This window comes from Granulicella cerasi (assembly GCF_025685575.1).
GTDB classification, from domain to species: Bacteria; Acidobacteriota; Terriglobia; order Terriglobales; family Acidobacteriaceae; genus Granulicella; species Granulicella cerasi.
On record NZ_JAGSYD010000002.1, the window covers coordinates 1 to 14485 of the forward strand.

Annotated in this window: 9 protein-coding genes, 1 tRNA gene and 1 pseudogene; 4 read left to right on the plus strand and 7 right to left on the minus strand. The window is 53.6% G+C overall.

Annotation, left to right across the window (positions count from 1 at the left end; genetic code table 11):
- The 3 genes from OHL11_RS05450 to OHL11_RS05460 form a co-directional block, all read left to right on the plus strand.
- A partial coding sequence (locus OHL11_RS05450; RefSeq protein ID WP_263370490.1) for a phage tail protein occupies positions 1–2321 on the plus strand: 2321 nt, incomplete at its 5' end.
- A 6-nt stretch (positions 2322–2327) separates the two neighbouring features.
- Entirely contained in the window at positions 2328–2765 is a 438-nt protein-coding gene (locus OHL11_RS05455; protein WP_263370491.1) for a lysozyme, read from the plus strand.
- A 3-nt stretch (positions 2766–2768) separates the two neighbouring features.
- Complete coding sequence (locus tag OHL11_RS05460; protein ID WP_263370492.1) at positions 2769–3212, plus strand: hypothetical protein; 444 nt, start codon at positions 2769–2771, stop codon at positions 3210–3212.
- A gap of 915 nt (positions 3213–4127) precedes the next feature.
- Here OHL11_RS05460 and OHL11_RS05465 read toward each other — a convergent pair.
- From OHL11_RS05465 to OHL11_RS05490, 7 genes and pseudogenes are all read right to left on the minus strand, one after another.
- Positions 4128–4598, minus strand: a complete 471-nt coding sequence (locus OHL11_RS05465; protein WP_263370493.1) for a hypothetical protein — start codon at positions 4596–4598, stop codon at positions 4128–4130.
- A gap of 12 nt (positions 4599–4610) precedes the next feature.
- Positions 4611–9482: a glycoside hydrolase family protein gene (locus tag OHL11_RS05470; RefSeq protein WP_263370494.1), complete on the minus strand. Its 4872-nt coding sequence runs from the start codon at positions 9480–9482 to the stop codon at positions 4611–4613.
- 110 nt (positions 9483–9592) lie between these two features.
- Positions 9593–10462 carry a hypothetical protein gene (locus OHL11_RS05475; protein WP_263370495.1) on the minus strand — a complete coding sequence of 290 codons (870 nt, stop codon included), beginning with the start codon at positions 10460–10462 and terminating at the stop codon, positions 9593–9595.
- Between the two features lie 114 nt (positions 10463–10576).
- Positions 10577–10726: pseudogene (locus OHL11_RS17260) on the minus strand (hypothetical protein); the annotation flags it as partial.
- A 224-nt stretch (positions 10727–10950) separates the two neighbouring features.
- Positions 10951–11027 (minus strand) — tRNA-Glu (locus OHL11_RS05480).
- A gap of 104 nt (positions 11028–11131) precedes the next feature.
- Positions 11132–11407 carry a DUF507 family protein gene (locus tag OHL11_RS05485; protein ID WP_263370496.1) on the minus strand — a complete coding sequence of 92 codons (276 nt, stop codon included), beginning with the start codon at positions 11405–11407 and terminating at the stop codon, positions 11132–11134.
- On the minus strand, positions 11407–11685 hold the full coding sequence (locus OHL11_RS05490) for a DUF507 family protein (protein WP_263370497.1): 279 nt from the start codon (positions 11683–11685) through the stop codon (positions 11407–11409). Before OHL11_RS05490 ends, OHL11_RS05485 begins: the two co-directional genes overlap by 1 nt.
- Before the next feature lie 304 nt (positions 11686–11989).
- Here OHL11_RS05490 and OHL11_RS05495 point away from each other — a divergent pair, with 304 nt between their 5' ends.
- A complete protein-coding gene (locus OHL11_RS05495; protein WP_263370498.1) occupies positions 11990–14476 on the plus strand; it encodes an ATP-dependent Clp protease ATP-binding subunit in 2487 nt (828 codons plus the stop codon).
- Positions 14477–14485: the final 9 nt, after the last annotated feature.

Genomic DNA, 14485 nt, shown 5'->3' on the forward strand with positions numbered 1-14485 from the left:
CCTTCGGTGACTACATTCAAGGTCTCACCAACAACGACCCTACATGGAACACCTACGTGTCTCCGAACGGGACTCGCGATTACCCATCTGTGATGGGTTGTGCCTACTGTTACATCAAGGTCGAGTACAACACCGACGACTTCTCCAACAAGCCTGACATCAAGTGCACCATCAAGGGGAAGGCCGTTTACGATCCTCGCACCGGTGAAACTGCCTACAGCGAGAATTGGGCTCTCATCCTCGCGGACATCATCACCAATACCGACTACGGTCTCGGTTCTGTGGTCAATCAAGATCAACTCATCGCCGCCGCAAACATTTGCGATGAACTCGTAGCGACCAACGGAACATATACGACGGTCTATGAGTCGCGATACTCGTGCAACTACACATGGACGCTCGACAAGAGTATCGGTGAAGTTCTCAGCGACATCCTCAACGGTGCTGCCGGTCGAATGTCCTTCATCGATGGCGAATGGTTCTTATTTCCCGGAACCTTCGTTGGGTCATCCGCTTCGTTCGATTCTTCTCAGCTCATAGCCGCGCCGGACTGGTCTTCACAACGCAAATTCAGGGACAAGTGCAACCGCGTTCAAGGTACGTATATTGCCGCGTCCTATCCCTACAACGTCAGCGGCAATGGTTACGACGACACGACGCTCACGCAGGACAACTTCAACCTTGGGTTCCAACCCTGCTCGTACCCGACGTTTGCATGTGACACGAATCACGGCTACGCAGCCGACCAGTATTTAGCCGAAGACAACAACGTCGAGTTGGTTCAGACGCTCGACCTTTCGAGCGTTCTCAGCGTGGCTCAAGCCCAACGTGTCGCGAAGATCTCGCTGCTGCGCAATCGTCAGCAAGGAAGCGGAACACTCGTCTTCGGTGCAGAGGCATTGATCCTTCAACCGAACGATACGTTCACCATGACCTACCCTCAACGTGGCTGGTACGACAAGCTGCTCGAAGTAACGAAGATGGATGTCAGTATCGTGAACGGCGACGGCGGTGCTCCGCAAATTCAGGTTGCATTGTCCGTGCAAGAGACCGACCCGAGCGTCTACGTGTGGAACGCAACCGACGAGCTGAACCTCCACAACGTCGAAGTCTCACCAATTGCTGGCAGCGGTGTCACCTCACCACCAACGAACCTCGTTCTGACCTCATCTTCAGCGACTGCTTTGGTTCAACCTGATGGCACCGTGATCCCTAGGATCGAGTTGACATGGGACACACCTGCTGACGTTCGCGTCACCGGTATCGAAGTGCAATGGCAACTGAAGGGTGCAACCACGTGGAACGATGGCGGTACGGTATCCGTTGCATCGAACGTCGCCTACATCCCTGCGGTGTCTGGTCAGACCTATGACGTGCGTATTCGCTCTGTTCGTTCGGGTGCTCAGTCCGTATGGGTCGAATTGGATGGCTTCACGGCTGGATTGGTATTAGCAACTCAGACGCAGGACGGCTTTGGCATCGGCTCGCTCGTCGGCGAGGCCTATCCGAACAACACAGCGGCGATTGTCTGTATGCCTTTCACCGCGAATGTCGGTCAGCTATCCCTAAGCATCTTTCCCGCTGGCGAGGTCACGATCACAACCGATGGAACGGTTGGTGGTTCAGGTTCCGCGCTCAAGCAACAGACCCTCTATTACGTCTACTACGTCGATCAGAGTTATGTCGGCGGTAATGTCACACCGATAGCCACAACCAACAAGGCCGATTTCCAAGGGAAAATTGGATATTTTCGCGTTGACTCCATCATCACTCCCTACGTGTCGAGCACAGGAACAAGCGGCTCCGCTTTGTATTACCCGTCTTCCTTCAGTGACACCGGCACACGTTCAACCACCAATCCGGGCCAAGCATACGACGGTGACCTCTCGACGTATGCGTATGTCTCTGGTGCCACCACTTCAACGACGTGGACGACCGGCGAAGGAACCTTCCAAGGGTTCCCGAACATCGCTTTGTCATCTACTTCAACGCTCACCATCAACGCCTCCGGAAGGATTGTTGGTGATGGTGGAACCATCGGTGCGACGATCACCTACGGTAGCACCACCGCCACGGTCATCGATGAGACAGCAACGTTCGCGCAGCAAGCCTTCACGGTGACGATCCCAGCCAACACCCCGCTCAACACCATCAGCGTGTACGTCTGGGCTTACTCCGCTGTGAACCTTGACTCGAGTTCTGGTCCTGAACCTGTGACACCCAGCCCCGGTTCCGGTGGCTCAGGTATCGCTTCAGGCGGCACAACGTACGAACCAGCGACTTCATTCCTGAGCCTCTACGAAATCTACGTTCAGGGGTAAATCGATATGCAAATCAGTGACAAGGGCTTGGCATTGACCAAGTCCTTCGAAGGACTGCGCCTCAGAGCCTATCAAGACTCTGCAGGCGTATGGACTATCGGCTACGGCCATACAGGGCCAGACGTACATGAATGCCAGGTCATCACCGAGCCTCAAGCCGAAGCTCTATTGCGCTCCGATATGGCAGCAACTGAGCAGTACGTCTCAGAAGCCGTCACAGTCCCGCTCAATCAAAATCAGTTCGATGCCCTATGCGACTTCGTGTTCAACGTTGGCATCGGCAACTTCCATCATTCAAGCCTGCTCATCACGCTCAACAAAGGCGAATACGATGCTGTTCCTGCCGAGATCATGCAATGGGTCCGCGCAGGAGGAAAGATCATCGATGGTCTTATCCGGCGTCGTCAAGCAGAAGCAACACTATTCAAGGAACCTCACAACTAATCCATGCCATCACTTGAACTCATCACCCATCTCACTGAAGTCATCATCGTTCCTGTCGTTGGCTGGCTCGCAACAACAATCCTCGGCCTCATTAAGAAGACCGACCTGCTGGAACTCAAGTTCCGTGACAACCTCAAAGACGTAGACAAACTCCTCACCACGCAGGAACTCAGTGGCACTCGCCTCACCAAAGTCGAAGAGGCCGTCATCAATCTTGAGAAGCTCTCAGAGAGAAACAACAGCCAATTTGCACTCATCATGCAGAAGCTGGAACAGCTACCACGCTGCATCGCTTTGCTGGAGAGCTACAGCAACAGCATCGAGCACATGGTGCCTCGTTTAGAAGTTGAAGCGAGGCTCAAGAACACCGAAGAGCGTATCAGGTCACTGGAAGACAAACGGGAAGCGTTCGAAGAGAGACGAACCGAAGAACGTCGCAAAAGCTAGATCACAACAAATAGAATCCCCGCAGTCATCGTGACTGCGGGGATTTTTGCTTTCAGCAGGTTCCCGAACAGCAACTTCAGGTTGCTCTACAGCTCCCATTTGGGGGTGACGTGTCACCCTCCACCCGATGCCGTATGCAGCGTGGGCTTGTTTCACAGCTGGAGCGGGCCATTTAGGCCGATCAGGGAGCATGTAGGGTCGCAGTCGGTGCCAAGTCTACGGCCATCACGTGTTGGTAGTCTTTTTGGAACGACGACAACGGGATCATCGTTCTATATGGCTTCTTACCCCTCACGTACAGAACCAGAACCGCGTCAGAGTTTAAGAACTTGTTCAGCAGATCGACCCGCTTCTTTGTGGACGAGTCCACTTCCACACCTGCCGGGACACGGGCCATGCAACCCAGCTTCCCGCAACTCGTAAAAGGGACTTTGATCGCGCCGTCATCGTCGAGCGCCATCTTCCACGAACTTCCATCCCTCGTTGTTTTGGCAAACGCAACGAAGATTCCTTGCCCCTGGGCCGCTCGTGGGTCTACGTAAAATGCGATGTATTCCGTCTGCCGAGTCTTCCGCGCTAGAGCGACATTCAGACCGACGTACTCCCGGGCATCCTTCGGGTCTGCTGGACTCCCCGAATCCCCCCGTAACACTTCCGCCTGCATTAGACATCCGCGTGGAACACAGTCGGTTTTCCAGGTCACCAAGAGGTCGTTCAAACCGTTGTGCCCCACATTGCTCTGAGCAAACACTGACCCGCTGAAGAGGACAAGGAAGAGTACCATTAACATTCGGCAAAGAGGCCCAGTCATCGATCAATCCAGTTGCTTTGTCTATATTTCATTCCAAGGCTTTCCAGCGTGTGTTGAAATTCATTCCCGGCTGAGTTCATTCGTTAGGTCAATTAACTTCCGTTTTATCTGTTGATTCCCTCCTTTTTCAACGCCAAATAGTCGTTCGCAACTTCGATCACGACATGGCCATCCCTACCCACTAAAACATGGACGCCCGGATCCTCGAAATCTCCACATGCATTCATGCCGTCAGACGGATTGATCGTCAAATCCAGAACCGGCGATTGCTTCATGCCGATTATGTGCGGGAAAAATCCATATGCCTGTAAAAACTGATCGTCTGTTAGAGATTTCTGTTCAATCGTGCGAATAGGCACATCTTTACCACATACATGGAGGTTTGCCGGTGAATAAACAATTTCCAAGCTCCTTATGTGCTTCTCTTGTTCCGCGGTTATCCCGACCGGATTTGGAGTGTCATATGGAGTTCCGACTCTCCACTTTCCAAGGAGTCCTGATGGAAGCGATCCTGAAGGGAGAAGGAGCATCATGATTCCTAACAAGACGAGCTTTACACTACCGACTGTCTTCATAATTCTTCTCCATTACGGGTGGCCGCTATAATCGCCGTTTGCGTAAACATCCCACTCCTGTTCTCTTCGTCTCATAAGACCCGGAACGGGAACAAGAACGTGCTGAGCATTACGCGCGTTGCCATACGCCGTAAAGTTGGCCTCAGTGACAGGCAATCCTGCCGCAGCGTTGTGCATTAGCGTAGACCCCTGGTAACTCTTCACATTGAATGCAAACGAGACTAGAGCATCAAATTGCTGTTGACTGGCGTTGCCACCGGTAATCCTGCTTACCGAGCTCTCGTATGATGCTAGATCGCTTGTGAGAAGAGCGTCCCCTTGTGCTTTGGTTATCCCTCCGGCGAACCCAGCACATTTCCCGCAATTGTGCCCCCAGCCAATAGTTCCATTGCCGAAGCCGTCATCCTTCGGAAGCCAAAGGCCGGTCTTCTTGTCCAGCACTCCATTCCAACCCTCCTGCCCTTTGATGAAGTCGATTCCAGCCTGGCTCACCTGTTGTTGGGCCGGAGCATTCGCGCCTGTAGTTTCCCCCTCGAAGTACACAATAATCGTAGCCGTAGCTGATTGCTCTTCTGCGCTCGGTGACGCCATGGCCCCATCAGTGAAAGCGGAAAGCTGATCACCGTTCATAAAAGGCTTTAGAGCTCTGGGCATAGCATGCCCATCAGCATCGACTCTCGCTACTGGCGAGTTTCCAACATACGCGTAGAGATTGAGCGTTTGTGGATCATTCAGCTTTGCATAGGGCACAGGATCGGCTTTGGCACTCCAATCTGGGCTCATCCACCGTCCCAGACCGCTCGTCAAATACCTTGCCCCGAAGTAGTCCAGCCCTGATTCTGCGTCTCGTTCTTTGCCGGTGTACTTGAAGTGCTGGTCGGCTAGTCCAAGCGTAACCGCCTGCTCGCCGCCGTAGGGAAGGTAATCTGACTCGTTCACCTTCGAACCAGAAGAATTCACGACAACGTTGCTGCTACCGAGATTATCTGACAGGTAGTAGTACACCGCACCGGTTGCGATGTCGCGACGGGCAATTCGCTTGCCGCTGGCAAAGATGTACTCGTGCGTGATGTTGCCAGCAAGATCACTCTCTGCAAGTTGTCCCCAGTAGTACGTCCCACCAGTACTCGACGCCTTCTCTACACGCACCCCATCTCCATCGTAAGAGTAGGTGCTTCCTGCTACCGCCGTGATCCGGCTCTCACCGTCCCAAGTGTAAGCGCTCCCATTAGCGTAGGTGAGGTTCCCACCAGCGGAGCCATATGAATACCCGGCCAATGTCGACTGCAATCGGTTATCTGTTCCCGCCGTCAGATCTGCTGGCATAGGCATGGCGTTTGTTTTGCCGGAAAGAGCTGTTGTCCCCGTCAGATTCCCCCAAGGATCAATGGCGTATTGCATTCCCCATGTATCCGATGAAGCGGTAAGGATGCGGTTCAGGCCGTCATACGTATAGTTGGCGGTGCGGGAGCCATCGATATCATTGCGCGATTGGTAAAGGTTTCCGTTATTGCCTGAACCAACATGGAAGTCATAGCTCAAACTCATGAGCGTAGCAGAAGCGGTGGAAGCCGCCAAAGTCACAGGTTGAGAGCGCTGGTTGTACACATTGCTTTCATGAATGCCCGTGAAGCTGCTCGCAACGCCATAATCAGCAGCAGTGACTTGCCCCATACCGTTATAGACGATTTGCTGTGCGTAGTTGTTCGAGCTATCGGTCACAGAGACGACATGACCACGGTCCCCCGTAGACACGGTCACGACATTGCCTGACGGATAGGTAATCGTCTTCTGTGAACCGTCGAGGTTGTACTCCCACCCCATCGACTTCGTGACACCAGGTGCTGCGCCCATTGTTCGCTGCTCGCCTAAGAGACGCCCCATCGCATCGTAAGTAAAGGTGGAAGATCCGGCTCCATCGTTCATCCCCGTCCGATGCCCGATACCATTCACACCAGCGTCGAAGCTGTAAACGCTGGCAGGAGTGCTATCGGAGTAGCTAACTCCAGTGACTCTATGTAACGCATCGATGGGATGACTTGAAGAACTGTAATATGTCGCGATGCCTCGGCTGTCAGTCTTCGCCAACACGTTGCCATCATTGTCATACGTATACGTAACAGGAGTCTGTCCATTCTCAGGGTTCTTCGCGGATATAAGGCGAGAGAGCGAATCGTATTGGAATCGACGTACACGCCACGAACTCGATGCATCGCTCGAAATCGCGGCAGAGCAACCGGTTCCGGTGGTCGTATTGCCGTGCTGCTCTACGCATAGCAGATTGCCGAGCGCATCATAAGAATACTTCGTAATGTATGCTGTGGTTCCTTCGCTTACCTGAGTCAATCTGCCCAGAGCGTCCATCCAGCTTTCACGCACAGTGCCCGCTTCGTCTGTAGTCGTAACGGCATTACCGCTATAGCTGGTACTTGCGTTGTTTGTGGTACTCGTACCATCCGCAGGGATCAGAAGGGTTTCTCTACCTAAAGCATCGAACAGATGAGTCGTCACCCCGAATGTGCCGTGATCTGCGGAACACGATGTGGAAGTATCAGGATCACAGAAACTCGGATTCCATTCTTGCGCCTTGCGTCCTTCGGCGTCATAACCGACAACACTATAGACTGGAGCACTTCCCTGGGTCGATACGGTCGTTTTACGCGATCGTCCTAGTCCATCGACTTCGACCACAGTAGTGAGCGACAGTGAGCCGTCCGATGCGATGCTCCTGGTGGCAGTGGAATAAGATGCGCCCGCATTGATCCCGTCGATGTGATCGGTGTACACCGTCGACTCTTGACCACCGCCTACATCGTAGGTGACGTTTGTCGCACGGCCAATCGCGTCATAGGCCCAGTGAGTTCCAACGCGGCCATTTGCTAAATCATTTGGGTCGCGTACATAAGACTTTAGTCCTGTGCAGGGATAGTATGAAACCGTCGTTGTCTCGGCGATAGAGGTTCCGGCCGCTACCGTGCTGGTGGTGGGATACGTACGACTATCAACTGTCGCGCCTCCGGTCGTTGGGAGGCAATTGGCCGTCGACCAGTTGTCGGTGTAGTTCCATGTCGTTTGATGTAACTGAGGATCAAACGAACTGATAATGTTCCCGAGATCGTCATAACCGTAGCTCGTTCGCAACCACGAAGATGAAGTGTTGAGCCAACGGTTTACCTGGGTAATATTACCCCGTAGTGTATTCGCGGTTGAGTACGCGGTGTAATCGTGAGCCGGTACGGATGAAGTCCCAGACAGTAAACTTCCATCTCCCGATGAATAATCATCGTAAGAATAGTTTGTATTAGATACGACGTTTCCGCCGCCGTCATAGACCGTAGTGGAAGCGACACGGTTCACAATGTTTGCAGCGACATATGCTGAAGCATTAGAACTCGTATCGTGCAGGTAGGTGTGGGTGATTCGCTTGAGGAGCGCGCCTGTCGATCCGGTCGGAGCCCAATCATAATCATCTTCCTCAACTACATTGCCACGGCTAGATGTGTAGGAAGTTGCGGCCTGTGCTGTGTTGCAATGCCGAGAGTGACGAGAATATGTGAAGCTATCGTAACTGTAAGTCTTCAACGACGATTGTCCGTTATCCAGAGTTGTCGTCAGTTGGGCCAGTCGACGTCCCGCAGCCTGCATTAGTGGTCGTTGCCCTAGCGCATAGGTGCTGTAGCAACTGTCGTAAAGAGGGTCGCCATCGGTTGTATAGGTAAGCGTGTACTCTTTCAAAGGTGTACCAGTCGCCATACCCGCGTACATTTTCACATCTGTAATTGAACCATCAACAGCAGTCAGCATAGTTTGATGGCTCGGCGGTCCAGGCAGCGTCACCGTTGTGGTTTTGGAACTGACCGAATTCCCTTGGGAGTTCGGAATGACGATATCCCATTCGGATGTGACACCATTCACAATCTCGGTACGCTTCGTCACATAACGTCGAGTGCCGTTATTGTAGAGATCCGAGGTATCGGTGTAATTGGCATATTCATACTTGATTACACCCCCATTAGGAAGGGTGATCTGCGATAGAAGCGCATAGTTCGGCTCATAAGAAAAGGTGTACTTCTGATTATTAGGAAGGTCTATTTCCGAAATGACCGGATACGTTGGGGCAATAGCATAGGTAGTGGCGTTATCCTCTTGCGGCCCCACGTTAAAAGATGTATTGATTGGGATGGACGTCCACCTCACAATGTACTGCTGCGGTACGCCATTACTATCGGTAGACTGATATGTCCAAGTCAACGGGTCAACTGTTTGGTTAACCGTCTGCGATGTTGTTGTGAGCGTATATGGAACCAGCGCAGAAGTATCTACCGCACCACTAGATGGCGTGTGCAGCGTAATATAGTTGCCGTTGCTATCTTCTAGCTTACGCGTCGTAAGGTTAAACATCGCTCCGCTTGAATCGAGCACATGCGTTGTATCAGGGCTCCACAACCCTTGCGCGGCAGTATCTGGCCCGCTATCACTCGGGTTCTGACAAGTTCCGGCTCCGTTTCCAAGTTGAGAAGCAAGTACATGCTGATTATGAGAAGAATCAATGTACAAAATATTGGCTTCGTAATACGCATATGTGGGTGTCTGATGGACTGCGACTTTGCAGGGAACCTGCAGTTCGGTCGCAGAAACATACGGAAAATTATCGACCCAGCCCGCACGATCCTGAGTACTCCACATTTGGTATTCGACATCTCCCTCCGTGTCATAGAGGGTATTCACCGCGTAGAGATTGCTCGAATAATACAGCGTGACTCCAGAATCAAGATGACGGCCTGCTTTATTGAATAATGGGATGGTTACTTGAAGTTCTCCAGACGCCATATCGACATGCTCAATTGAAGTGCCAATCGAACTGGAAAATGGCAGATCACCCATGCGATTGCTATCGGTGATTCCTGTTGGAACCATCGTTTGAGAAGAGGCGCAGAGGCTCGCTAAGAGGACAAATGCGAAAAATAGAGCAGGAAAGGTTCTACAGGTTTTCACTACTGAACCTCCTCAACAACAAACGGTTCTGAATGTAGATTGACCTTGTTGACACTGGCATCGCTTAGCGTCACCCCTCCAATCGTCTTAACAACATGAAAAGGAATAGCTACGCCTTCAATCTGCTGATACGCTTGATAGCTCACCGTAACCTGACCGCTATTCGATAGGTTCGTCGGTGAAAATATCCAATATTTCAATTGCATCAATCGCTTACTATCTAGATCAACATAAAGGTCTAGAGATGATTGACGCTTTGCAATCGTTGTAAGAGTGGCTGAGAGATTGGTATCGACAGCACCTTCGAGATGAAAATGCTCAGTTCCTTGCTCCGCTCCCAAGTCTGTGACTGCAACGGATGGATCATCTAAGCGACGCAAAATACCGAGGTACGGAAACTCGGGAACTTTCGCATTGAGCGCTATCGATGCACTACCTTGATCTTTCGACCGCTTTAGGGCAACCGCGCCAGAATCATTGATAGACAAATCAGAAGCTGTGCTCTCAGACATGCGCTGATGAGTTCGACGCATCTTCCGGCTTCCATGCATTTGCAAACAAACTGAGGCATCATCTTTGCCTGTCTCATGAACCAGCAGATCAATCCTGAGAGGGCTCTTTGTTAGAGGACTATACGAGGAAAAAATGTGAGTCAGACGAATCCTCGCCTCACCATCATTTGCAACATTCACCGTCGGAGTTGAGACTTCCGTCTGAGCGTGCGCTCCAACAATAAGAAAGAAATAAGCGCAAGACAACGCACATAGGGATCGAGAGGGGAAGCGCAAGAAAGGCTCTCCGAACTGGTTAGGATTTGTAAGGTCTTCGGAGACTACCTGACCGTCGCCCAGCGATGCAAGCGGAATCATCACCACCTCTCGGTATGATGGTCTACGTTCTTTCGAGAGAAAGTAACCATTTTCCCAACCAGATGTGATGATTGGATTCGTTCGTCACGAGCCGAAAACCGCGTGTGAAGAATTTCAAACCGATTTTGTTCTATTCAACACTGACATCGCACTATGCAGCGATGAATGATCCATGTGTGCATATCGAGCACTCATCTGAATCGTCTTATGCCCTGCTGCTTCATGGATCACCTTCAGATTCACTCCTGCTTGAGCCAGACGAGAGCAGAACGTATGCTAGATAGATCATGCTCTATTCCGGCTTTGCGATTCTCGCTCGCAACAGTTCATCCACCCCAAAATCTTGAGCCGCCCCTACGATAAGGAACTTTTGCACAGGGATGCACGAATTACGGCAGGTGATTTGGCAGAAATCTGGCAGAAACCACAAACAGCAATACAGTGACCTCTCGGCCATCCGCTTAAACCATTGATTTTATTGAGTATTTTGGTAGCGTTACCGGGGCTCGAACCCGGACTCTTCGCCTTGAGAGGGCGACGTGTTAACCAGTTACACCATAACGCCACAGACCAGCGCAGGGCTGCGCGGTGCGACTTGTTCAGTATAGCAAAGAAACGGCCTGCTCGGGGGAGCAGGCCGTTTCTTCTGTGCAATTCTTCGGTTCGCCACTACAGGCCGAGCTTCTTCACTTCGTCGTTGTAGTACTTGCGGTAAAGGATCTCCCACTCCTGCGAGCCTTCGAGGATAATCTTCCGCTGTGAGCTGATCTTCAGGCGTGCGGCCTGGTCCAGCTTGGTCTCTTCCATCAGCAGCTTCTCGAGCGCCTTGCGCGCCTCCTGGCGGATCGTGTTGCGGTCCTCGAGGAAGTCGAGTTCGTCGATCTCTGCCAGCGTGTCCGCCACCGTGTGTGCGAGTTTGTTGAGCTTATCGCGTGAAATGCGCACTAGAGCACCGCCTTATACTTGCGCGCCAGTTCGTTCTTCACCTTCTTGAACATCTCCGGATAGCTCGCGCCGGTCTTGAGCATGTCGTCCTGAAAAGCTTCCAGAATGACGCGGACTTCATCGTTGATGCGGTCTTCGAGCGACAACTCATCCACCAGCGCATTGGCGACGCGCTCGTCTACGACGGCCGTTTTGTCCGTCTTGATCATCTTCGCCTCGACCAGGTGCTTCACGGTCTGACGAGCCAGGTAACCAACATAGTCTTTCGAGAAAATCATGGGCACGGCTAGGGTAGCACTCTTCGCGCTCCCCTGCAGCATCGTCGGCGCGTCGGTTTGCGACCAGGATTTCCACACTGCATCTAAAGAAACAGGCGCTTTGGTGTCGCCGCGCACTCGCCGGAAACGTCAGGCGCGGATACACTAGGGCCAACCTTCTGAAAGGCCCGCAGTTCGGGCATTCCAGATCCCGCATCGGCAGAGCATCGCCGGAGCGGCCACGGCAACGACGTCAACGCAGACCGCGCCCTAAGCTTCATCAGGTTCCAACGCGCGGGGTGACGGTCTGGAGCTGAGGGGGAGCATGTTCGAACGCTATACAGAAAAGGCGCGGCGCGTCATATTCTTCGCGCGCTACGAGGCCAGCCAATTTGGCTCGCCCTACATTGAAACCGAACATCTCCTACTAGGTCTGCTGCGCGAAGATAAGGCGCTTACCAATCGCTTCTTGCGCTCGCACACCTCTGTAGAGTCCATTCGCAAACAAATTGAACAGCACACCACCGTGCGGGAAAAGGTATCGACCTCGGTCGATCTGCCGCTCTCGAACGAGTGCAAGCGCGTGCTCGCCTATGCGGCAGAAGAGGCTGAGCGCCTCTCGCACAAACACATCGGCACCGAGCATCTGCTGCTCGGTCTTCTGCGTGAAGAAAAGTGCTTCGCCGCTGAAATTCTGACCGAACGCGGTCTGCGTCTGCAGACGATTCGCGAAGAGCTGCAGCGCACGACGCAGGACAAGCCTGCTGCAGCAGCGTCCGGCAGCGGCAGCTCGAAGCAGCGCGGTCAGCAGCAGGAACAGTCGATGCTCGCCGAGTTCTCGCGTGACCTCACACTGGCGGCAAGCGAGCAGTCGCTGGATCCGCTCGTCGGCCGCGACTTCGAGGTCGAGCGTGTCATCCAGATTCTTTGCCGACGCACGAAGAACAACCCCGTGCTGATCGGCGAGCCGGGTGTCGGCAAGACCGCGATCGTTGAAGGCCTTGCGCAGAAGATCGCTGACGGCGAAGTTCCCTCTTTCCTTGCGGACAAGAAGGTGCTCTCGCTGGATCTCTCGCTCGTCGTGGCTGGCACGAAGTATCGCGGCCAGTTTGAAGAGCGCCTGAAGACGATCATGAAGGAGCTTCAGGAAGCCGGAAACGCCATCGTCTTCATCGACGAAATTCACACGCTCGTGGGTGCGGGTTCGGCTGAGGGATCGCTCGATGCAGCGAACATTCTCAAGCCGGCTCTCAGCCGCGGTGAGATCCAGTGCATCGGCGCAACGACCCCTGCGGAGTTCCGCAAGTCGATCGAAAAAGATCGCTCGCTGGAACGTCGCTTCCAGGCCGTGAAGGTGCCGCCGCCGAACGAAGAGGATGCCATCAAGATCATCATGGGCATCCGCGAGAAGTACGAGAAGTTCCATGCGGTCAGCTATACGGATGAGGCGATCACCTACTCAGTGACGCACTCGCACCGCTACATCCCGGACCGCTTCCTCCCTGATAAGGCGATCGATCTCATCGACGAAGCCGGCGCACGCGTAAAGCTGCGCCAGACCACGCTTCCCGAAGAGTTGACCGAAGTGCAGAAGCGCATCAAGTTCATCGTCCACCGGATGGAGTCGGCCATTGCGAACCACGAGTTCGAGAAGGCGCGCTTCTACTCGGACGAAGAACGCAAGGAGCGCGAGAACCTTCGCGAACTCCGCGAGAAGTATCACCTCGACGAGTCGACCGCGGGCATCGTCACGCGCGAAGACATCGAGGACGTCGTCTCGCGCTGGACCGGTGTGCCGATCACGGCGATCAAGGAAGAAGAGACGCAGAAGCTGCTGCGCGTCGAAGAAGAGCTCCACAAGCGCGTCATCGCGCAGGACAAGGCGATCAGTGCCCTGGCCCGCGCTGTGCGCCGGTCTCGAGCAGGCCTGAAGAGTCCTTCTCGGCCGATTGGCTCGTTCCTCTTCCTTGGCCCCACGGGCGTGGGTAAGACGGAGGTAGCGCGCACGCTGGCGCAATTCCTCTTTGGCTCGGAGAAGTCGCTGATCCGCTTCGACATGTCGGAGTACATGGAGAAGCATTCGGTTTCGAAGCTCATCGGCTCGCCCCCGGGTTACGTCGGTTACGAGGAGGGCGGCCAGCTCACCGAGCGCGTCAAGCGTTCACCGTACTCGGTGGTGCTGCTCGACGAAGTCGAAAAGGCTCATCCGGACGTCTTCAACCTGCTGCTGCAGGTCTTTGACGACGGACAGCTCACCGACGGACTCGGCAATCAGGTCGACTTCAAGAACACGATCATCATCATGACGTCGAACATCGGCGCCAAGCACCTGATGAAGCGTGAGTCGCTCGGCTTCCAGTCGCAGCGTGACGAAGTGGCGCTCGAGAAGATGCAGGAGATGGTGCTGTCGGAAGTGAAGAAGGTCTTCACGCCGGAGTTCCTGAACCGCATCGACGAGACGATCGTGTTCACGGCCCTTGGTGATTCCGAACTCATGCAGATTCTCGAACTGCTCGTACAGCAGCTCAACACGAATCTCGTGCATAAGGCGATCACGATCTCGGTCACCGACGAGGCGAAGAAGTGGATTCTCGACAAAACGCTGACAGACCGCAGCTACGGTGCACGTCCGTTGCGCCGCGCGCTGCAGCGTCACATCGAAGACCCGCTCTCCGAAGCTCTTATTGCTGGTCAGATCACCGAACGCCCCGCGTTCCTCGAGGTCTACCTGGATGAGAACAAGCTCTTCTATCGACCTCTCGGGGCCGAAGGCGAAGAGCGCAGGGATGGCGTCTCACTTTCCACGGTCTAGCACGACTAC